The following is a 20,403-nucleotide window of genomic DNA, read 5'->3' as shown; positions in this document are numbered from 1 at the left end:
CAAGCGTCGCCCCGCACGGCGCGGTTGAGTTCACGCTATGACTGCCTACATCATTCGTCGCCTTCTTCAGGCGATACCCGTCTTCCTCGGGGCGACCTTCCTGATTTTCTCGATGGTCTTCCTGCTGCCGGGTGACCCGATTCTCGCTCTGTTCGGTGACAAGACACCGACCGATGCGCAGTACGCCGCCTTGCAGGCGCAGTACCACCTGGACCAGCCGTTCTTCACGCGCTACCTGATCTACCTCGGCGACCTGTTCCAGGGTGACCTGGGAACGACCTTCCGCGGCCAGAGCGTCAATGAGATCCTCGCCGCGAAGTTCCCGGTGACGCTGCGCCTCGCGCTGCTGGCGATCGTCATCCAACTCGTCTTCGGCGTCGTCGTCGGTCTGATCTCCGGCCTGCGCAAGAACAGCCTGTTCGACCACGCCTCGATGCTGGTGAGCCTTCTGCTCATCTCGATCCCGGTGTTCGTGCTGGCCTTCATCGCGCAGTACTTCCTCGCCATCGAGCTGCATCTGTTCCGACCAACGGTCGGCCGAGGGGCGCCCTGGTCGGATCTGATACTCCCGGCCATCGTGCTCGCCGCACTGAACTTCGCCTACGTGGTCCGGCTCACGCGCAACTCGGTCATCGAGACGCGTCAGCAGGACTTCGTCCGGATGGCGTTCGGCAAGGGACTCCCCACGCGGCGCGTCATCCCGGTGCATGTGCTGCGCAACTCGCTCATTCCTGTGACGACGAACCTCGCTGCCGACTTCGGCATCCTGATCGTCGGCGCCACCGTCACCGAGGGCGTGTTCAACGTGCCCGGCATCGGAAACGAGCTCTTCAAGGCCATCAATCAACACGATGGTCCGGAGATCGTCTCGATCGTGACCGTGCTCGTCGTGATCTACGTCTTGGTCAACCTGTTCATCGATCTGCTCTACGGTGTGCTCGACCCGAGGATCCGCTATGTCCGATAACACTCGTACCCGCCGTATGGCGCATTATGTGGCCGAGGCCGACGAGGGTGGCCTCGGGGCCGTCGACGCCGTCCGTGTCAGCGAGCGCAAGAGCAACCTGTGGCTCGATGCCTGGCGTGACCTCCGTGGTCGCTGGATGTTCTGGACCGCCGGCGTCTTCGTCGTGCTGCTGGTCGTCATCGCGTCGTTCCCCGACCTGTTCGCTCCGGTCGACCCGTTCCAGTGCGACCTGAATTTCTCGAACGACGGGCCGTCTGCAGGACATCCGTTCGGATACACCTTCCAGGGCTGCGACGTCTACTCCCGAGTCGTGCACGGCGCAGGCACCTCGCTGTCGGTCGGCATCCTGGTGACGATCATCATCGCTGCCATGGGCATCGTGATCGGTGCGTTCGCCGGCTTCTTCGGCGGCTGGATCGATTCGCTGCTCATGCGCATCGGCGACATGTTCTTCGCGATCCCCTACGTGCTGGCCGCCGTGGTCATCATGTCGATGTTCCTCAACGACCGGAACATCCTCGTGGTCTCCCTCGCGATCGGCTTCTTCGGATGGCCGTCGGTCGCGCGCATCCTGCGCGCCGAGATCCTGCGCGTGCGCTCGGCCGACTTCGTGATGGCGTCCGAGGCCCTCGGTGTCTCCCGTGTGCGGACGATGTTCTCGCACGTCATGCCGAACTCGATCGCCCCGGTGATCGTGCTCAGCACGGTCGGTCTGGCCGCGGCCATCACGGCCGAGGCGACGCTGTCCTTCCTGGGTGTCGGTCTGCCGCCGGAGTTCATCTCCTGGGGCAACGACATCGCCATGGCGCAGCAGCGTCTGCGCACCGACCCCATGCCGCTGATCTATCCGTCGATCGCTCTCTCCCTCACCGTGCTGTCGTTCATCATGCTCGGCGAGACGGTGCGAGACGCGCTCGACCCGAAGGCGAGGGCACTGCGATGACCGCCGAATACAACCCCGATGTCCCGCTCCTGTCGATCGAGAACCTGGAGGTCGCGTTCAAGACGCAGGACGGTTTCGTCCCTGCGGTGCGCGGTGTCAGCTTCGACATCTACCCGGGCGAGACCATGGCGATCGTCGGCGAGTCCGGTTCGGGCAAGTCGACGACCGCACACGCGATCATCAACCTGCTGCCCGGCAGCGGGAAGGTCACCGGTGGCGCCGTCAAGTTCGAGGGTCGCGACCTGACGAAACTCGGACGCTCCGAGATCGAGCATGTGCGCGGCAACCTCATCGGCCTGGTTCCCCAGGACCCGATGAACAGCCTCAACCCCGTGCACCGCATCGGTTTCCAGGTGGAGGAGACCATCCTCGCCAACGGGCAGGCCGACGGCCGCAAGGCCGCGCGCAAGCAGGCGATCCAGGTGCTGAAGGAGGCGGGACTCGCGGATGCCGATCGGCGTCTGCGGCAGTTCCCGCATGAGTTCTCCGGCGGCATGCGCCAGCGGGTGCTCATCGGCATCGGGCTGTCGTCCGATCCGAAGCTGCTCATCGCCGACGAGCCCACCAGCGCGCTCGACGTCACGGTGCAGAAGCGGATCCTCGATCACCTCGACACCCTCACGAAGGAGCGCAACACTGCGGTCCTGTTCATCACCCACGACCTCGGCCTCGCCGCGGAGCGGGCGGAGAACCTCGTCGTGATGCATCGCGGACGCATCGTGGAATCGGGTCCTGCGCTCGAGATCCTGCAGAACCCGCAGCATCCGTACACCCAGCGGCTGGTCGCCGCGGCGCCGAGCCTGGCGTCGAAGCGCATCCAGACGGCGGTCACGGGCCACGTCGACCCTCTCGCCGAGGTGCTCACGGAGGCCACGGGCACGGTCGATCTCGCATCGATCGCGCACACCGAGGCGGTTCCGGCCGAGCCGGTGATCGAGTTCCGTGATGTGACGAAGGTCTACAAGATCCGGGGGAGCGGCTTCCGTTCCACCGATTTCACGGCCGTCGACAAGATGTCCTTCCAGGTGCCCAAGGGTTCCACGATGGCCATCGTCGGTGAATCTGGTTCCGGCAAGTCGACCGCCGCCAAGATGCTGCTGCGTCTGGAGACGAAGACGTCGGGCTCGATCCTGGTGAACGGTCGGGACACCGACACGCTCTCGCGGCCCGAGCTGCAGGCACTGCGTCGCGAGATGCAGCCGGTGTTCCAGGACCCGTACGGTTCGCTGGATCCGCTGCACAACATCGGAAACACGGTGGCGGAGCCGCTGCGCGTGCACGGGGTCGGCGACACTTCCTCGCGCCGCAAGCGTGTTCTCGAGGTGCTCGACCAGGTCGCGCTCCCGTCGAGTGTGGCCGACCGGTATCCGAACGAGCTCTCGGGCGGTCAGCGCCAGCGAGTCGCCATCGCCAGGGCCCTCGCGCTCAAGCCGGAGATCGTCGTCCTCGACGAGGCCGTGTCGGCGCTGGATGTGCTGGTGCAGGCGCAAGTGCTGAACCTGCTCGCCGAACTCCAGTCCGAGCTCGACCTGACGTATCTGTTCATCACCCATGACCTCGCGGTCGTGCGGGTGATCGCGGATCGGGTCTGCGTGATGGAGCAGGGGCGTGTGGTCGAGCACGGCACGGTCGACGACATCTTCGCGAACCCGCAGCAGGAGTACACGGAGCGACTGCTCCAAGCGATTCCCGGTGCGTCGATCACCCTCGGGAGCAACTGACGGTGACGACGGACGACAGGTCGGAGGGCGTACGGACATTTCGTGCGCCCTCCGGTCCCGCCGCGCTCGTGATCGGCTCGCTTCTGGCCCTGTTCCTGTTGGGCGATGCCGTTCTGCGGGCAGGGTGGGGGCCGATGCTCCTGCTCGCCCCGTGGGTGCTGCTGGTGCTCTGGCTCGTGTATGTGAGCTCCTTCGCCTCGGTCGTGCGCATCGACGACGACGGTGTGGTGGTGCAGAACCTGCTCCGCCGCATCACGTTCGGCTGGCAGCGCGTGCGCGCCGTCGACCTGCGGTGGCAGCTGATCTTCTCGCTCGATGACGGGACGGATCTCGCCTGCTACGGGGGACCGGCCAAGGCCGGCCCGTTCCGGATGCCCGCTCGCGGGGGCGACGGCGAGGAGAAGATGCCCGCAGGCATCCGTGCGCTCACCGAGATCGAGGAGCGCTGGGAAGCCGCGTCAGACACCGCAGATGCCCCGATCCGCCGCAGCTGGGATCGTCCGGCCACGATCGCGCTGGTCGTGATCGTCGTCTGGGCGGTGCTGGCCGTCCTCGTGGCGAACGCGGGTTGACCCCGAAATCCTCTGCTCAGCCCCGCAATCCGAAGAGGTCGGGCCACATCGCCGCTGCCCACGGGTAGCCGACGAACGCGGCCGCATCGATCAGGAAGTGCGCGACCAGGAACGGCATCAGGCGCCCTGAGCGCTGATACAGCCAGCCGAACAGCAGACCCATCGCGAGATTCCCGAAGAACGCGGGATAGCCCTGATAGAGGTGGTAGCTCGCGCGCAGCACCGACGTGCCGATGATGATCGACCACGGTCCCCAGCCGAGCTGCTTCAGCCGCGTGAAGAGATAGCCGAGCAGGACGAACTCCTCCTGCAGTGCGGCCCGTGCGGCAGCGAGAAGGAGGACGGGCACCGTCCACCAGTAGGCGTCGATGCCCGCGGGATCGATCGCCACGGTCATCCCGAGTGCGCGACCGGCGAGGTAGAGGCCGATGCCGGGCACGCCGATGGCCAGGACCAGCAGGATGCCGCGACCGATATCGCGCCCCGTCCTAGTGCCGTCGAGTCCCAGCCGGCCCAGGTGCGGTCGGCGCGACTGCCAGAGCAGGAAGCACACCAGCAGCACGGGGACGAGCGAGAACCCGATCGCGAGTACCTGGTAGATGAGGTCGAAGATCTCCCGGTCGCTGCGCGAGGGATTCAGCTTCGCGACCTGATCGGCGATCGGGATCTCGTCGGTGAGACGGTAGGCGAGCTGCACGATCGCGTACACGGCGGACTGCCCGAGCCCGAGCGCCAGGACGATCGAGATCTCCCACCACAGCCGCGCGCGAGAGGGCGTGGGGGAGAGCTCGGGAAGGTCTCCGGAGGCCTGCGGTCGGGTCACGATCTCGATGCTACGACCTGTTTTCAGGAACTCGCCCTGAGCTTGCGTTATCCTGGAACGTCGGCTTCCCGGCACAATCCCACACTCTTTAGGACACCTGCATGGCGCACGCCCTTCGCTCTGACCTCCGCAACGTCGCAATCGTCGCCCACGTCGACCACGGCAAGACGACTCTCGTCGACGCCATGCTGCGTCAGACGGGCTCCTTCGGCGAACATGCCCACGTCGATGAGCGCGCCATGGACTCGAACGATCTGGAGCGTGAGAAGGGCATCACGATCCTCGCCAAGAACACGGCGATCACCTACAAGGGCAAGCACGCCGGCGGCAAGGAGATCACGATCAACGTGATCGACACCCCCGGTCACGCCGACTTCGGTGGCGAGGTCGAGCGCGGCCTGTCCATGGTCGACGGTGTCGTGCTGCTCGTCGACGCCAGCGAGGGCCCGCTGCCCCAGACCCGCTTCGTCCTGCGCAAGGCGCTCGAGTCGAAGCTGCCGGTCATCCTGCTCGTCAACAAGACCGACCGTCCCGACGCCCGCATCGCCGAGGTCGAGGAAGAGGCGCACGACCTGCTGCTGGGCCTCGCTTCCGACCTGGTCGACGACGTGCCCGACCTCGATGTCGACGCGCTGCTCGACGTGCCGGTCGTCTACGCCTCCGGTCGTGCCGGCGCCGCGTCGCAGAACCGTCCCGCCGACGGCTCGCTGCCCGACAACGACGACCTCGAGCCGCTGTTCGAGGCGATCCTCGAGCACGTGCCCGCGCCGTCCTACGACGACGAGCACCCGCTGCAGGCCTGGGTCACGAACCTCGACTCCAGCCCGTTCCTCGGCCGCCTCGCGCTGCTGCGCGTCTTCAACGGCACGCTCAAGAAGGGCCAGACCGTGGCCTGGCTCCGTGCCGACGGCACGCACCAGAACGCGCGCATCACCGAGCTCCTGAAGACCCGTGCGCTCGAGCGTTACCCGGCCGAATCCGCGGGCCCCGGCGACATCGTCGCCATCGCCGGCTTCGAGAACATCACCATCGGCGAGACCATCGCCGATCCCGAGGACGTGCGTCCGCTGCCGGCCATCACGGTCGACGACCCCGCCATCTCGATGACCATCGGCACCAACACCTCCCCGCTCATGGGCAAGGTCAAGGGCCACAAGCTCACCGCTCGCATGGTCAAGGACCGTCTGGACAAGGAGCTCATCGGCAACGTCTCGCTCAAGGTCGTCGACATCGGGCGTCCGGATGCCTGGGAGGTGCAGGGTCGCGGCGAGCTCGCCCTCGCCATCCTCGTCGAGAACATGCGTCGCGAGGGCTTCGAGCTCACCGTCGGCAAGCCGCAGGTGGTCACGAAGAAGATCGACGGCAAGACCTACGAGCCCTTCGAGCACCTCACGATCGACACGCCGGAGGAGCACCTCGGCGCGATCACCCAGCTGCTTGCGGGCCGCAAGGGCCGCATGGAGAACATGACGAACCACGGCACCGGCTGGGTGCGCATGGAGTTCGTCGTCCCGTCGCGCGGCCTCATCGGCTTCCGCAGCGAGTTCCTCACCACGACGCGCGGCACCGGCATCGCGAACGCGATCTCGCACGGCTACGAGCCGTGGGCGGGCTCGATCTCGACGCGTCAGAACGGCTCCATCGTCGCCGACCGTTCGGGCGTCGTCACCCCGTTCGCCATGATCGCCCTGCAGGAGCGCATGTCGTTCTTCGTGCAGCCCACGCAGGAGGTCTACGAGGGCATGGTCATCGGCGAGAACTCCCGCGCCGACGACATGGACGTGAACATCACGAAGGAGAAGAAGCTCACCAACATGCGTGCGGCGAGCTCCGACACCTTCGAGTCGATGACGCCTCCGCGCCAGCTGACGCTCGAGGAGAGCCTCGAGTTCGCGCGTGACGACGAATGTGTCGAGGTCACGCCCGAGGTCGTCCGCATCCGCAAGGTGAACCTCGACGCGAACACGCGCGCCCGCGACACCGCGCGCCTGAAGCGTCAGGACGCCGGCTCCTGAGCCTGAGCCTGCTCCGAGAAGAGTGCCTCGTGCCGCCGAAAGGCGAGCGCGGGGCCCTCTTCTCATGTAAATCCCAGGTCAGGGATGGTTTTCACTCAGGTTGATGGTGCAGACTCGTTGGCTTGCGCCCGGGACGAGCTCCCGATGAGTCTCCTGCAAGGGCGTACGACAACCCGAAAGTCGAACCCAATGCTTCAGAAAACCCGTGCGCTTCGGCGCGCCTCCGACGCGGCGTCGGCCCGCGCCGCCGTCACCGCCCGCCGCCCGATGACCATCCTCGGAGTGACCGCCGCCACCCTGGTCGGAATCACGCTCAGCGTCGGTCTGGCCTCCACCTCCGCCGCGGCCGCCATGAGCCCGGCCATCGCCGTCGCCGCGCCCGCACTGTCCGGTGCCGAGCCTCTGGCGAAGATCACCGCAGACGCTTCGTCCACGCGCGCGGAGGCCCGGAGTGCCGTCGCGGCGGCCGAGGCGGTGAGCGCCGACGTGGCGGCTTCCGGTCTCGATGTGGGCGTCTCGACATCCGTCGACACGGCCGAGCTCGAGAGCGGCATCGACAAGCTCTCCGACAGTGAGGTGACGCCGTTGCTCCTCGTGGGCATCGTCACCGACGACGTGGAGTCGGAACTGACGAAGGTCATCTCGGACACCGCGGATCTCCGCACCGCGCTCACCGCGGCGCAGGAGAAGCGCGCCGCGGAGGAAGCGGCCGCAGCGGCGGCCAAGGCTGCGGCAGAGCATGCGGCCGCCGAGCGAGCAGCCGCCGCGGCGCTCGCCTCCGCCAACACCGTCGAGGGCGCCAAGGCCTCCGCGCAGCAGCAGATGTCGAGCCGATACGGCTGGGGCGGGGATCAGTTCTCGTGCCTGGACTCGCTGTGGACCAAGGAATCGGGCTGGAACTACCAGGCCTACAACTCCGACGGCGGGGCCACCGGGATTCCGCAGGCTCTGCCCGGCAGCAAGATGGCATCCGCGGGAGCCGACTGGCAGTCCAGCGCCGCCACGCAGATCGCCTGGGGCCTCGAGTACATCTCGGCGGCCTATGGAAGTCCGTGCAGCGCCTGGTCGCACTCGCAGGCGATGAACTGGTACTGAGACCGTGAGATCCCAACCCGTCGCCTGTCGCCGGCGGGGAATGAGGCTCAGCGGAGCTCGGAGATGAGCACGGCGCTCGTGGCCGCTGTCGTCGCCTCGAAGATGTGCGGGGCGTCGCCGGCATACGTCAGATAGTCGCCGGGCTCGAGCAGTACCGGCTCATCCGCCGGTCCGATGAGGGCCTGCCCGGAGATCAGGATGACGTGCTCGATGGTGCCGGGGTGGTGTGGGTCAGAGCGTCGGGCATCGCCCGGTTCGGCCTTGATCAGGTAGATGTCGCGTCGCGCGCCGGGAGGGCTGGCCGCCAGCAGGGTGGCGCTGTACGCGGCTGCGGACGACGGGACGCCGGCGAGGTCATCGGCGCGGATCAGCGTCGGCGCGTTGCTCTGCTGGTCGACGAGCACCGCGAACGGCACTCCGAGGGCGACGCCGAGCGCCCACAGCGTCTCGACGCTCGGATTGCCGGCTCCGGCCTCGAGTTGCGAGACGGTCGCTTTGGACACGTCGGCGCGGCGCGCGAGCTCCGAGATCGACAGGCCGACGGCCTCTCGTTCTCGGCGCAGAGTGCGGGCGATGCGTGTGCGGAGGTCTTCCATCCGTTCATCATGCCAAACGTTCGTTCGCTTGACTATCCGTTCGCGAGTGTTCAGAATTATCGTCATGTGTTCAGCGAAGCGAACAGAGGTCCTCGGGGCGGGCGATGACCGCCGAGCGTGAGGTCTGGCGCGAGGCGCTCGGCGTCGTGCTCGCGACCAGCGCCTACGGTGTCTCCTTCGGCGCGCTGGCCGTGGCGTCCGGACTCGACGTCTGGCAAACGTGCGTCCTCAGCCTGCTGATGTTCACCGGAGGATCGCAGTTCGCGTTCATCGGCGTCTTCACTGCGGGAGGCCTCGCCGCTCTGCCCTCCGCGGTCGCGTCGGCCGCCCTCCTCGGCGTGCGCAACGTCGCGTACGGGATGCGCATGTCGCCGATCGTGGGCGGGGGGCCGGTGCGCAAGGCTGCCGCTGCGCATTTCACGATCGACGAGTCCACGGCCGTGGCGATCTCGCAGAGCGACCCGCGGCTGCGCCAGGTGGGTTTCTGGGTCACCGGCATCGGCATCTTCGTCGGCTGGAACATCACGACCCTCGTCGGCGCGCTCGTCGGTGACGTGCTCGGCGACCCGCGGACGTGGGGATTGGACGCCGCTGCCGCGGCCGCATTCCTCGCACTGCTCTGGCCTCGGCTCCGGCAGCGGCAGGCCATCGCGGTGGGTGTGGCGGCCGCGGTGGTCGCTGCAGCGTTCACCCCCTTCCTCATGCCGGGTCTCCCGGTGCTCGTCGCGGCCGTCGTGGCGATCGCCGTCGGCTGGTTCAACTGGCTGGGCGGCCGCGAGACGCCGTCGGGTGGTCCCGCCGGCATCCGAACGGAGGAGGCGCCATGAGCCTGTGGAGTGCGATCCTCCTCGCGGCGCTCATCTGCGTCGCGCTCAAGGCCGCCGGATACCTGGTGCCGCCCAAGGTCCTCGAAGCGCCTCGCACTGCTCGCATCTCCGACCTGCTGACGGTCGCGCTGCTGGCAGCGCTCGTCGCGGTGCAGACCCTCGGCGACGGCCAGTCCATCACGGTGGACGCGCGCGTGCCCGCCCTGCTCGTCGCGGGAGGGCTCCTGTGGCTCCGACAGTCGTTCCTCGTCGTCGTGGCGGCGGCTGCACTGGTCGCCGCGCTCCTGCGGCTCTTCGGCCTCGCCTCGTGACGGACTGCTCGGTCACAGGGGGCGCCGGTAAGATCGACGGGTGCGCGTGAGCTGGGTGTCGAGAGTGTTGTCGTGGGTCGCTGCGGCCCTGGTGGGCGGCGTCTACGGCATCGCCGGCACGATCGCGCACAGTGTGATGTGGGGACCGATCCCGGTGGGGCTCATCGTCGCCGCCATCGCCTGCGCGGCGATCCTCGTCGCCGTACGAGCACTCACCCACGACAGAGGGGCGGCGGTGGCAGCCGGCCTCGGGATGATCGGCATGCTGGTGCTGATCTCCGGCGTGGGTCCCGGCGGATCCGTCGTCGTCCCGGATTCCCTGAGTGGGCAGATCTGGACGTACCTGGTCGCGGGAATCGTGCTGCTCGTGATCGCCTGGCCCTCCTTCTCACGGGTTCCGGTCCGCACGGTCGCGCCTGCCGCGCAGGAACCCGAGCGCCACGAGTCGTAGACTGGAGGGGTGACGTATGTGATCGCCCTCCCGTGCGTCGATGTCAAGGATCGCGCCTGCATCGACGAGTGCCCCGTTGACTGCATCTACGAGGGTGAACGGTCGTTGTACATCCACCCCGACGAGTGTGTGGATTGCGGCGCCTGCGAACCGGTGTGCCCGGTCGAGGCCATCTACTACGAAGACGACCTGCCCGACGAATGGCAGGACTACTACAAGGCGAACGTCGAGTTCTTCGACGAGATCGGCTCGCCCGGAGGCGCCGCCAAGGTCGGCGTCTACACGTTCGACCACCCGATCATCGCCGCGCTCCCGCCCCAGGGCGAGTAGGCGTCTTCCGTGAGCGTCCGCGACCTCGCCGACTACCCGTGGGACGCCGTCGTCCCTTTCCGTGCGCGCGCCGCTGAGCATCCCGAGGGTCTCGTGGACCTTTCGGTGGGATCGCCGGTGGATCCGACGCCCGAGCTCATCCGCCGTGCGCTGGCCGAGGCCACCGATGCGCACGCCTACCCGCAGACGGTCGGCACGCCGACGCTGCGCGAAGCCATCGTGGAGTGGTACGCGCGGCGCAGGGGAGTGTCCGACCTCCGCGTCGACAACGTCCTGCCGACGATCGGTTCCAAGGAGCTCGTCGCACTGCTGCCCACGCTTCTAGGGCTCGGCGAGGGTGACATCGTCGTGCATCCGCGTGTGGCATACCCGACGTACGAGGTCGGCGCCCGCGTGGTCGGCGCGACGCCTCTGCCGGCCGACGATCCCGACGAGTGGCCGGAGGGCACCAAGCTCATCTGGATCAACACTCCGGGCAACCCCGACGGCCGGACCTGGACGGTCGACGAGCTCGCTGCAGCCGTGCGCCGTGCGCGCGAACTCGGAGCCGTCCTCGCGAGTGACGAATGCTATGCCGAGCTGGGCTGGGACGGAATCTGGGCGACGGAGCCGATCCCCTCGATCCTCGATCCTCGGGTGACCGGGGGCAGCAGGGCGAACCTGCTCAGCGTGTACTCGCTGAGCAAGCAGTCGAATCTCGCCGGCTATCGAGCCGCGTTCGTCGCCGGCTGCGCGCGCGTCGTCGGAGACCTGCTCACGGCGCGCAAGCACCTCGGACTCATGCCGCCCGCGCCCGTGCAGCACGCCATGGCGGTCGCGCTAGGTGACGACGAGCATGTCGCCGCCCAGAAAGAGCTGTACCGCACCAGGCGAGAAGCACTGCGCCCCGCGCTGGAGGCCGCCGGCTTCCGCATCGACGGTTCGGAGGCCGGGCTGTATCTCTGGGCGACGGAAGGGCGCGATGCCTGGGAGTCGATGGGACGCCTCGCCGATCTCGGCATCCTCGCCGGTCCCGGTCCGTTCTACGGCGCGGACTCCTCGCAGCATGTGCGCCTCGCGCTGACCGCTCCCACCGAGCGGGTGCGAGAAGCCGCGCGCCGGCTCACCGCTTCGGCTCTGTAGGTTTTCTCCGTGAAGATCGCATCTGTTTGGCGGATGTCACAGTAGGCCTGTGTGCCTACTAGGCTGTAAAGGCGATTCGGTCGTGTCTCGACCTGGTGCCACAGCGCCGTGAGATCGCCAGTTCCGACTTGATCAAGATCTTGTCCGATGCACCGCGACCAGCGGGGTCGGACGCCAGGAGGAGGACCGCGTGAGCGCAGCGGCAGAGCAGACGGCGAAGCTGACGATCGGCGATACAACCGCCGAATTCCCGGTATTGCGCGGTACGGCAGGCCACGACAGCATCGACTTCTCGACGCTGACCCGGCAGACCGGCTACACCGGCCTCGACTACGGTTTCGTCAACACGGCGTCCACCAAGTCCGACATCACCTTCATCGACGGAGACAAGGGCATCCTGCGCTACCGCGGATATCCCATCGAGCAGCTGGCCGGATCGACGAGCTACCTCGAGGTCGCCTGGCTCTTGATCTACGGGGAACTGCCCTCGGCTTCCGAGCTGGCAGAGTTCGACGAGAAGATCCGTCGCCACACGCTGCTGCACGAAGACCTCAAGCGCTTCTTCTCGGCTCTGCCGCACACGGCGCACCCGATGTCGGTGCTCTCGTCGGCGGTCGCCGCCCTCTCGACGTACTACGAGGGGCAGACCGACCCGCACAACCCCGAGCATGTCGAGCTGAACATGGTGCGCATGCTCGCCAAGCTGCCCGTGATCGCGGCCTATGCGCACAAGAAGAGCGTCGGCCAGGCCTTCCTGTACCCCGACAACTCGCTGAGCTTCGTGGACAACTTCCTCAAGCTCAACTTCGGCGTGCACAGCGAGGAGTACGAGGTCAACCCGGTCATGTCGAAGGCTCTCGAGCTTCTCCTGATCCTCCACGAAGACCACGAGCAGAACGCCTCCACCTCGACCGTCCGCCTGGTGGGCTCCACCGGCGCGAACCAGTTCGCCTCGGTCTCCGCCGGCATCCAGGCACTCTCCGGTCCGCTGCACGGCGGTGCGAACGAGGCCGTCCTGACGATGCTGGGGCAGATCCGCGACTCCGGCCAGAGCGTCTCGCGCTTCGTGGAGCGGGTGAAGAACAAGGAGGAGGGCGTGAAGCTCATGGGCTTCGGGCACCGCGTCTACAAGAACTACGATCCGCGCGCCAAGCTGGTCAAGGACGCCGCCGATGAGGTGCTCTCCTCGCTGGGCGTCACCGATCCGCTTCTCGACCTCGCGAAGGAGCTCGAGGAGCTCGCGCTCGCGGACGACTACTTCCGTGAGCGCCGCCTGTACCCGAACGTCGACTTCTACACGGGCGTCATCTACAAGGCGATGGGCTTCCCGACCCGGATGTTCACGGTGCTGTTCGCCATCGGTCGTCTGCCCGGCTGGCTGGCGCAGTGGCGCGAGCTTCAGCTCGACCCGCAGACCAAGATCGGCCGCCCGCAGCAGCTGTACACGGGCTCTCCCGAGCGGTCGTTCCCGACGCGGTGAGCACAGAACGAGAAAGCGCCCCTTCCGCCGAAACGGAAGGGGCGCTTTGCTGTCGAGCTGCGTCCGCGGGTCAGCGACCCTGCGCGCTGCGGCCGCCCTGACGGGACTGTCCGCTCTGCGTGGAGTAGCCACCACCCTGGTAGCCGCTGCCCTGGCCACCGGCGCCACCGGCGCGGGGGCGACGACGACGACGTGCGGGCGGGTTCGCCGCACCGCTCTTCTCGCCACCGGCGGGACGCTGCTTGGACGACTGACGCTGCTGCTGCTGCGGAGCCTGCACGGGAGCCGGGCGCACGTGCGGGGCGCGCTCGGGGACCAGGGCCGTGACGGCAGCGGTCGTGACATCTTCCAGCGGAGCCGAGATGGCCGCCTTGCGCAGCAGGTCCTTGACGTCACGGCGCTGCTCGGGGAGCACGACGGTCACGACGGTGCCGGCAGCACCGGCACGGGCCGTACGTCCCGAACGGTGCAGGTATGCCTTGTGCTCGACGGGCGGGTCGACGTGGACGACGAGGTCGACGTTGTCGACGTGCACGCCACGGGCGGCGACATCGGTTGCGACGAGAACGCGCACTCCGCCGTCTTCCGGTGCGGCGGAGAAGGCACCGAGGTTGCGCTCACGAGCGTTCTGCGACAGGTTTCCGTGCAGGTCGACGGCCGGGATGCCGGCAGCCGTGAGCTGCTTCGCGAGCTTCTTCGCCTGGTGCTTGGTGCGGGTGAAGAGGATGCGGCGGCCGGTGCCGGAGGCGAGCTCCTTCACCAGGGCGGTCTTGTTGTCGGTGGAGTCGACGACCAGCACGCGGTGGGTCATCTCGCCCACGGGCACGCTCTCTTCATCGACCTCGTGGCTGACCGCGTTCGAGAGGAAGCGGCGGGCGAGGGTGTCGATGCCGCGGTCCAGCGTCGCGCTGAACAGGAGGCGCTGGCCACCGGCCGGCGTCGCGGTGAGAATGCGGGTGACGCCGGGGAGGAAGCCGAGGTCGGCCATGTGGTCGGCCTCGTCGAGCACGGTGACCTCGATCGCGCTGAGGCGCACGACCTGCTGCTTCATGAGGTCTTCGAGTCGACCGGGGCAGGCCACGACGATGTCGACGCCGCCGCGCAGCGCCTGCTCCTGCGGACGCTGGCTGACGCCACCGAAGACGGTCGTGACGCGCAGGCCGGCAGCCTCGGCGAGCGGGGCGATGGTTGCGGCGATCTGCGTCGCGAGTTCACGGGTCGGGGCGAGGACGAGTCCGCGCGGGAGGCCGGCGCGGCGCTGACCACCGGATGCGGCGAGGCGTGCCACGAGCGGCAGGGCGAAGGCGATGGTCTTACCGCTGCCCGTGCGTCCGCGGCCGAGGAGGTCGCGACCCGCGAGGGAGTCGGGAAGGGTGTCGCGCTGGATCGCGAAGGCCTCGGTCTTGCCGGAATCGGCGAGAACGGCGGCGAGCTCGGCGGGAACGCCGAGTTCAAGGAAAGTAGACATGCAGAAACTCCGTCAGCGCACGAGTGATCGGCGCGAGATAAGGGGTGAGGTGGGCGACGGCGCAGGAATTGCGCATCGGTTCGCCGTTCGAAATGCCAGCTCATGCTGGTGGTGGGAGCAGTTCTGCTCGCTTCGGTCCTCGGAGACCCCATGACGACGACGATGTTGCAGCACCGGCGGTGCGGACAACGGTGTCAGTCTACCAGTGCGTGCATGCCGTCGGCTGCATGCCGCCTCCACGCGCGGGTCGCGGGCGGCCGACGCACGCGCAGGGAGGGCTCTCAGGCGTGAAGGGCCTCGTTGAGCGTCACGCCCACGCCGGCACGGCGCACGGCCTCGACGGCCCCGCTGAGGGAGTTCCGGCGGAAGAGCAGCCCGTCCTGGCCGGAGAGTTCTCCGCCCTTCACCGTCCGCCGTCCGCCGTCCGGCGTCATCGGGCCGTCGACCAGCACGATCTTCGTCCCGGCGGTCACGTACAGGCCCGCCTCGACGACGCAGTCGTCGCCGAGGGAGATGCCGATGCCGGCGTTCGCTCCGAGCAGGGTGCGCGCGCCGATCGACACCCGGTGCGTGCCACCGCCCGAGAGCGTGCCCATGATCGAGGAACCGCCGCCGATGTCGCTGCCGTCGCCCACGACGACGCCCTGCGAGATGCGTCCCTCGACCATGGAGGAGCCGAGCGTTCCGGCGTTGAAGTTGACGAAGCCCTCATGCATCACGGTGGTGCCGGGGGAGAGGTGTGCGCCGAGCCGCACGCGCGAGGCGTCGGCGATCCTGACGCCCGCAGGCTGCACGTAGTCGGTCAGGCGCGGGAACTTGTCCAGTCCCTGCACCTGGATGCCGGCGCGCTGGAGGTGCGGCCGCAGACGGGCGGCGTCGGCGGGGAGTACCGGGCCGGCGTTCGTCCAGGCGACGTTCGGCAGGTGGCCGAAGATGCCCTCCAGGTTCAGCTCGTTGGGGCGCACGACGAGGTGCGAGAGGGCGTGCAGTCGCAGGTACGCGTCGGCCGTGGAAGCGGGAGCTGCGTCGAGGTCGATCTGGAGCCGGATGATCTCGACGGTCACGTTCCGTCGCTCATCGGCGCCGACCAGGGGCTCGAGCGCGGCGACGGCCGCATCGTCTGCTGAGGCAGATCCCGTGCTGACATCCGGGTACCACGCATCGAGAACCGTGCCATCGCCGGCGATCGTGGTCAGGCCGATACCCCATACGGTGCGTGCGTCGCTCATCCCTCCACGCTATCGCGCCGGGAGGCGGGGGACTTCACGCATGACGGGGTAAGTAGGCTTGACCCATGGTGCTCGATCTGACCGCGTCCTCCGTCGACCTCACCCGTGCGATCTGCGACATCCCGAGCGTGTCCGGCGACGAGAAGACCCTCGCCGACGCGATCGAGGCGGCTATCACGCCGTTGACGCACCTCGAGGTCTTCCGCCACGGCAACACGATCGTCGCCCGCACCGATCTCGGGCGCGCGCAGCGCGTCGCCATCGCCGGTCACATCGACACCGTGCCGATCAATGCGAACCTGCCGACCAGGGACATCGAGATCGACGGCGTGCCCTATCTCTGGGGGCGCGGAACCGTCGATATGAAGGCGGGCACGGCCGTGCAGCTCAAGCTCGCGGCGGAGCTCACCGATCCCGCGATCGACATCACTTGGATGTGGTACGACAACGAAGAGATCGAGGCGTCCAAGAACGGCCTCGGCCTGCTCGCCGCGGTGCGACCCGACCTGTTCCGGGCCGACTTCGCGATCCTCGGCGAGCCCTCCAACGGCGAGGTCGAGGGCGGATGCAACGGCACGCTGCGCGCGATCGTGCGCACGACCGGCGTTCGCGCACACAGTGCACGAGCGTGGATCGGCGAGAACGCGATCCACCGTGCGGCGCCGATCCTGACGCGGCTCGCCGAGTACCGCGCCAGGGAGGTGCCGGTCGAGGGGCTCCTGTACCGGGAGAGCCTGAGCGCCGTGCGAATCGCCGGCGGCGTCGCGGGCAACGTCATCCCCGACGCGTGCGAGGTCGAGGTCAACTATCGCTTCGCGCCCAGCAAGTCCGCCGCGGACGCTGAAGCGCACCTCCGCGGGGTTCTCGCCGGCTTCGAGATCGAGATCACCGACGCCGCCGAGGGCGCGCGCCCCGGACTCGACGCCGAGATCGCGAAGCAGTTCGTGGCGGCTGTGGGCGCCGAGCCGCGCCCGAAGTACGGCTGGACCGACGTCGCCCGCTTCTCGGCGCTCGGCATTCCGGCGGTGAACTACGGTCCCGGCGACCCGCACCTCGCGCACCACGACGAGGAGCGCGTGCCGCTCGCGCAGATCGACGCCGTGGAGCGGGGCCTGCGCGCATGGCTCACCTCGCGCTGAGCACGGCTCGCCGTTGGGCGCAGGCGCCGATCGCGCTGCGGATCGCGATCATCTACCTCGCGGCACGGGCAACGACCACGATCTTCCTGCTCATCGCCGCGTCGCTGTCGACGTCGTTCTCGCGCTTCGGGGCCGATGCCGGACTCGATGACTTCATCCTCGGCTGGGACGCCCAGTGGTACTGGCTGGTCGCCGAGTCCGGCTATCCGACCGAGCTTCCCCTGACCGAGTCGGGCGAAGTCGCCGAGAACGCCTGGGCATTCATGCCCGTGTTCGCATATGCGGCGAAGGCGGTGGGCTTCGTCTTCGGGTCCTGGGGAGTCGGCGCTCTCCTGATCTCGCTGGCCGCGGGGTATCTCGCGTGCCTCGCGCTTCATCGTCTGCTCCGTGACCGCATCGGCGCTTCTGCGGCGCTCTGGGCAGTCGTGTTCTTCGCTGCCGGGCCGATCGCCGCGATGTTCCAGGTCGGTTATGCCGAGACTCTGTTCCTGCTGCTGTTGTTCCTCGCGCTCGATGCGACGATCAGACACGAGTACGGCCGGCTCTTCCTCCTGATCCCGGTGATGGCCTTCACGCGCCCCGGGATCCTCGCCTTCGCCCTGTACCTCGGGTTGCACGGTGTCGTGCGCTGGTTCCGCCGGAAGAAGGAACCGCTCACCGGGCGCGAGATCACGCACATCGTCGCGCTCGGGGCGCTCGCAACCGCGGCGGGCTTCGCCTGGCAGTTGATCGCCGGTGTCGTCACGGGCGACCCCGGTGCCTATCTCGCGACAGAACTCGCGTGGCGCCGGCACTGGATCGTCGGCGGCGTCGACGGTTTCCTGCCGTTCGAAGGATGGGTTCAGGCCTCGCAGTTCTGGTTCGCGCTCTGGGGCATGCCGCAGTGGTGGGGGCCGGTGGCGCTCGTGCTCCTGGTCGCGGCGGCCGCCGTCGCCCTCCTGCGCTCGCCCCAGGTGCGCGCCCTCGGCGGTGACCTGCGTCTGTGGAGCGCCAGTTATCTCCTGTACCTCCTCGCGGTGTTCTTCCCGCAGTCCAGCACGTTCCGCCTGCTGCTGCCCCTCAGCCCGCTCTGGGGCGCCGTCGCGGTTCCTCGATCGAGGTGGTGGCGCGTCGGTGTGGTGGCCCTCTGCCTCCTGGGCCAATGGCTCTGGATCTACCACGTGTATGCGCTCGGGAGCACGTTCTGGCAGGTGCCCTGACGGTGTCCGGCGACCCAATTGTTGCTCGGTGACCTCCAGGTCCCGGTGACACCCGATAAACTCATTCCATACCACCGGAGGAAAGGGAGCCACGATGGCAGCGATGAAGCCGAGGACCGGAGACGGACCCATGGAGGCCGTGAAAGAAGGACGACTCATCATCGTGCGCGTTCCGCTCGAAGGCGGCGGCCGTCTGGTCGTCTCCGTGAACGACGCCGAGGCCAAGGAACTTCACGACGTGCTTGCAGCCGTCGTGGCACCGGCCTGAACGATCTGAGGTCCGCATCCGCGGACCGAAAGGGCGGTGGATCCTCGGATCCACCGCCCTTTGTCGATTCCGGGGCGTACCCGAGCGCGGCTCTTCTCAGTCGCGGTCGGCGAGTCTGATCAGCTGGAGCAGTCCTTCACCTGCGGGTGACACGGTCGCCAACACGGCCGAAGACTCCTGCGTCTCCTGCACCAGCGAGCGGTAGGCCGACGTGACCTCATCGCGCTGCACCGGGTCGGCCACGCGGCCGCCGCCGAGAATCCGCGGCACCAGCACGATGCCGCCGGTGCGGGCGAGGCGGAGTCCGTGCTCGACGTACTCGATGATGTGGTCGGGGTCGGCGTCGACGAGCACGATGTCGTACGAGGACTCATTCATGCGGGGGAGCACGTCGATGGCGCGACCGGTGATGAATCGGACCTTGGTGGACGGCACCTTCGCGTCGGTGAAAGCCTGTCGCGCTGCTGCGAGGTGCTCGGGCTCGTTGTCGATCGAGGTGAGCACGGCCTGCGGCGCTCCGTGCAGCAGCCAGAGTCCGGAGACTCCTGCGCCGGTGCCGATCTCGACGATCGAGCGCGCGCCGGTCGCGGCGGCGAGCACGGCGATCTGGGAACCGACGACGGTGCTGATCGGCATCGCGCCGAGCTCGACCGCATGCGCGCGCGCACGTGCGATGGAGTCGGGTTCCACGATGGACTCGCGAAGGAATCGCGCGTTCGCGTCGTGCTCGCTCATGGCCTGTTTCTCCCTGCCTGCCCGGTGGTTCCCTCCAGAGTATTCGCTCGGTGTACCCGCGGACCGCAGGCGCGACGGTAGCCTGTAGAGATGACGTTCGGGCTCACCTTCGAGAAGCTGCTGCTGATCGGCCTCATCGCGGTCCTCATCATCGGCCCGGAACGTCTTCCGCGAGCTGCCGAAGGCTTCTCCCGCATGGTCCGCAAGGCCGGCGAGTATCTTCGCTCGACCAAGTCCCGCATGCGCGAGGAGATGGGTCCGGAGCTTGACGATGTGGACTGGCGCAAGCTCGACCCCCGTCAGTACGATCCGCGACGCATCATCCGCGACGCGCTGTTCGAGGAGCCGCAGCCGGCCGCGACGCCGACGCAGGCGCGAGAGACGATCGCGGAGCCTGTCGCTCCCCGTGTGCTCCCGCAGGAGTTCAGCGCGAGCAACCGGCCTCCGTTCGACCCCGAAGCCACGTGACCCGAGGGCGGCTCGCCGATCGCGATGCCGTGGCATTCGGGTTCTCCGCGCTGTGCGCGTGCATCGGTGTGCTGATCTGGACGCTCTGGGTGTTGCCCGTCGCGGCCTCCGTGAGAGATGCAGACCCGGTTCCGCTGGGACGGGGGGAGACGGTCGAGCTGCGGGCGGGCGAGCGAGTCGGCATCTGGGGCAGCGGCATCTCCGCGATGCTGGGGACGTTGGAGTGCTCGGTGTCGGGCCCGGACGGCGCCGCTCTCCCTCAGCGCGGAGGACCCTCGCTGTCGTGGGACGACACGCTCTGGTGGATGACCCCGAAACGCGGGTTCGAGCAGCATACGCAGTTCACCGCTGCTCATGAGGGCGTCCATACCGTCACCTGTATCGACTCGCTCGACACCTACGACGGCGAGTTCCTCGTCGCCGGGGACGCCTTCGGGAGTGGCTCCATCGGACTCGGACGCACTGGGGGGAACGACTTCGCCACGGGGACGCTCCTGGCGTTCGGTGCGGTGTTCTGTCTTCCCGTCGCCGCGTTGCTGCCCGTCGTCATCCTGGTCCGCCGTTGGGTCACCAGACGGAGAAGCACGCGAGATGCCGAGCGCGCGCACGAGTCCTGGACGGAGTCCCCGGAGCTGTAGGGGAGC

The 20,403-nt window shown here is 68.0% G+C and carries 21 protein-coding genes and 1 pseudogene; 17 read left to right on the top strand and 5 right to left on the bottom strand.

The genetic code is table 11. The features are described from left to right. Positions 1 to 37 precede the first annotated feature (37 nt). Genes J7E45_RS03520 through J7E45_RS03505 form a run of 4 tightly spaced genes read left to right on the top strand, consistent with a single transcriptional unit; the run spans position 38 to position 4,203 of the window. The gene (locus tag J7E45_RS03520) at positions 38 to 967 is read left to right on the top strand and encodes an ABC transporter permease (protein ID WP_091034157.1); all 930 of its coding nucleotides are present in this window, start codon (positions 38 to 40) and stop codon (positions 965 to 967) included. Further along, positions 957 to 1,910: an ABC transporter permease gene (locus J7E45_RS03515; RefSeq protein WP_091034155.1), complete on the top strand. Its 954-nt coding sequence runs from the start codon at positions 957 to 959 to the stop codon at positions 1,908 to 1,910. Before J7E45_RS03520 ends, J7E45_RS03515 begins: the two co-directional genes overlap by 11 nt. Further along, positions 1,907 to 3,631, top strand: a complete 1,725-nt coding sequence (locus tag J7E45_RS03510; RefSeq protein WP_215067062.1) for an ABC transporter ATP-binding protein — start codon at positions 1,907 to 1,909, stop codon at positions 3,629 to 3,631. The genes J7E45_RS03515 and J7E45_RS03510 overlap by 4 nt, the downstream gene beginning before the upstream one ends. A 2-nt stretch (positions 3,632 to 3,633) precedes the next feature. Beyond that, positions 3,634 to 4,203, top strand: coding sequence for a PH domain-containing protein (locus J7E45_RS03505; protein WP_215067060.1), 570 nt, complete (start codon positions 3,634 to 3,636; stop codon positions 4,201 to 4,203). Positions 4,204 to 4,219: 16 nt separating this feature from the next. On the opposite strand, the gene J7E45_RS03500 is transcribed toward J7E45_RS03505, so the two are convergent. Continuing rightward, positions 4,220 to 5,026 (bottom strand): CPBP family intramembrane glutamic endopeptidase, encoded by an 807-nt coding sequence (locus J7E45_RS03500; RefSeq protein ID WP_215067057.1) that lies wholly within the window; start codon positions 5,024 to 5,026, stop codon positions 4,220 to 4,222. 101 nt (positions 5,027 to 5,127) lie between these two features. Between J7E45_RS03500 and typA the strand changes: the two genes are divergently transcribed. Together typA and J7E45_RS03490 are read left to right on the top strand one after the other, a co-directional pair. Continuing rightward, a complete protein-coding gene (gene typA / locus J7E45_RS03495; protein ID WP_215067055.1) occupies positions 5,128 to 7,041 on the top strand; it encodes a translational GTPase TypA in 1,914 nt (637 codons plus the stop codon). Between the two features lie 189 nt (positions 7,042 to 7,230). Further along, complete coding sequence (locus J7E45_RS03490; RefSeq protein WP_208617663.1) at positions 7,231 to 8,136, top strand: phospholipase; 906 nt, start codon at positions 7,231 to 7,233, stop codon at positions 8,134 to 8,136. Between the two features lie 47 nt (positions 8,137 to 8,183). On the opposite strand, the gene J7E45_RS03485 is transcribed toward J7E45_RS03490, so the two are convergent. Next, entirely contained in the window at positions 8,184 to 8,732 is a 549-nt protein-coding gene (locus tag J7E45_RS03485; RefSeq protein ID WP_215067053.1) for a helix-turn-helix domain-containing protein, read from the bottom strand. A gap of 104 nt (positions 8,733 to 8,836) precedes the next feature. On the opposite strand from J7E45_RS03485, the gene J7E45_RS03480 reads away from it, so the two are divergent. The 6 genes from J7E45_RS03480 to J7E45_RS03455 all read left to right on the top strand — a co-directional run bounded on the left by J7E45_RS03480 (position 8,837) and on the right by J7E45_RS03455 (position 13,253). Continuing rightward, a complete protein-coding gene (locus tag J7E45_RS03480; protein ID WP_215067050.1) occupies positions 8,837 to 9,559 on the top strand; it encodes an AzlC family ABC transporter permease in 723 nt (240 codons plus the stop codon). Next, positions 9,556 to 9,870, top strand: a complete 315-nt coding sequence (locus tag J7E45_RS03475; RefSeq protein WP_091034138.1) for an AzlD domain-containing protein — start codon at positions 9,556 to 9,558, stop codon at positions 9,868 to 9,870. Before J7E45_RS03480 ends, J7E45_RS03475 begins: the two co-directional genes overlap by 4 nt. Positions 9,871 to 9,910: 40 nt before the next feature. Then, the gene (locus J7E45_RS03470; protein ID WP_029262902.1) at positions 9,911 to 10,321 is read left to right on the top strand and encodes a hypothetical protein; all 411 of its coding nucleotides are present in this window, start codon (positions 9,911 to 9,913) and stop codon (positions 10,319 to 10,321) included. 9 nt (positions 10,322 to 10,330) lie between these two features. Further along, positions 10,331 to 10,651: a ferredoxin gene (fdxA, locus tag J7E45_RS03465; protein WP_046013877.1), complete on the top strand. Its 321-nt coding sequence runs from the start codon at positions 10,331 to 10,333 to the stop codon at positions 10,649 to 10,651. Between the two features lie 9 nt (positions 10,652 to 10,660). Then, positions 10,661 to 11,773, top strand: a complete 1,113-nt coding sequence (gene dapC / locus J7E45_RS03460) for a succinyldiaminopimelate transaminase (protein ID WP_215067048.1) — start codon at positions 10,661 to 10,663, stop codon at positions 11,771 to 11,773. Between the two features lie 190 nt (positions 11,774 to 11,963). Continuing rightward, on the top strand, positions 11,964 to 13,253 hold the full coding sequence (locus J7E45_RS03455) for a citrate synthase (protein WP_081859847.1): 1,290 nt from the start codon (positions 11,964 to 11,966) through the stop codon (positions 13,251 to 13,253). 73 nt (positions 13,254 to 13,326) lie between these two features. On the opposite strand, the pseudogene J7E45_RS03450 reads toward J7E45_RS03455, so the two are convergent. Beyond that, positions 13,327 to 14,721 (bottom strand): annotated as a pseudogene (locus J7E45_RS03450) (DEAD/DEAH box helicase); the annotation flags it as partial. A 281-nt stretch (positions 14,722 to 15,002) separates the two neighbouring features. Next, the gene (gene dapD, locus J7E45_RS03445; protein ID WP_215067046.1) at positions 15,003 to 15,950 is read right to left on the bottom strand and encodes a 2,3,4,5-tetrahydropyridine-2,6-dicarboxylate N-succinyltransferase; all 948 of its coding nucleotides are present in this window, start codon (positions 15,948 to 15,950) and stop codon (positions 15,003 to 15,005) included. 65 nt (positions 15,951 to 16,015) lie between these two features. Here dapD and dapE point away from each other — a divergent pair, with 65 nt between their 5' ends. The 3 genes from dapE to J7E45_RS03430 all read left to right on the top strand — a co-directional run bounded on the left by dapE (position 16,016) and on the right by J7E45_RS03430 (position 18,556). Next, positions 16,016 to 17,089, top strand: coding sequence for a succinyl-diaminopimelate desuccinylase (gene dapE / locus J7E45_RS03440; protein ID WP_091034126.1), 1,074 nt, complete (start codon positions 16,016 to 16,018; stop codon positions 17,087 to 17,089). After that, positions 17,071 to 18,288, top strand: a complete 1,218-nt coding sequence (locus J7E45_RS03435) for a hypothetical protein (protein ID WP_215067044.1) — start codon at positions 17,071 to 17,073, stop codon at positions 18,286 to 18,288. The genes dapE and J7E45_RS03435 overlap by 19 nt, the downstream gene beginning before the upstream one ends. Positions 18,289 to 18,382: 94 nt before the next feature. Beyond that, entirely contained in the window at positions 18,383 to 18,556 is a 174-nt protein-coding gene (locus tag J7E45_RS03430; protein ID WP_017203323.1) for a DUF3117 domain-containing protein, read from the top strand. A 96-nt stretch (positions 18,557 to 18,652) separates the two neighbouring features. Here J7E45_RS03430 and J7E45_RS03425 read toward each other — a convergent pair whose 3' ends face one another. Continuing rightward, on the bottom strand, positions 18,653 to 19,291 hold the full coding sequence (locus J7E45_RS03425) for a class I SAM-dependent methyltransferase (RefSeq protein ID WP_215067042.1): 639 nt from the start codon (positions 19,289 to 19,291) through the stop codon (positions 18,653 to 18,655). 90 nt (positions 19,292 to 19,381) lie between these two features. On the opposite strand from J7E45_RS03425, the gene J7E45_RS03420 reads away from it, so the two are divergent. Both J7E45_RS03420 and J7E45_RS03415 read left to right on the top strand, forming a co-directional pair. Then, on the top strand, positions 19,382 to 19,759 hold the full coding sequence (locus J7E45_RS03420) for a twin-arginine translocase TatA/TatE family subunit (protein ID WP_215067039.1): 378 nt from the start codon (positions 19,382 to 19,384) through the stop codon (positions 19,757 to 19,759). Then, complete coding sequence (locus J7E45_RS03415) at positions 19,756 to 20,397, top strand: hypothetical protein (RefSeq protein ID WP_215067037.1); 642 nt, start codon at positions 19,756 to 19,758, stop codon at positions 20,395 to 20,397. Before J7E45_RS03420 ends, J7E45_RS03415 begins: the two co-directional genes overlap by 4 nt. Positions 20,398 to 20,403: the final 6 nt, after the last annotated feature.

Source organism: Microbacterium sp. ISL-59, from assembly GCF_018613945.1.
Taxonomy (GTDB): Bacteria; Actinomycetota; Actinomycetes; order Actinomycetales; family Microbacteriaceae; genus Microbacterium; species Microbacterium oxydans_B.
The sequence above is the reverse complement of the archived record's forward strand: the minus strand, read 5'-3'. Positions and strand labels throughout refer to the sequence as shown.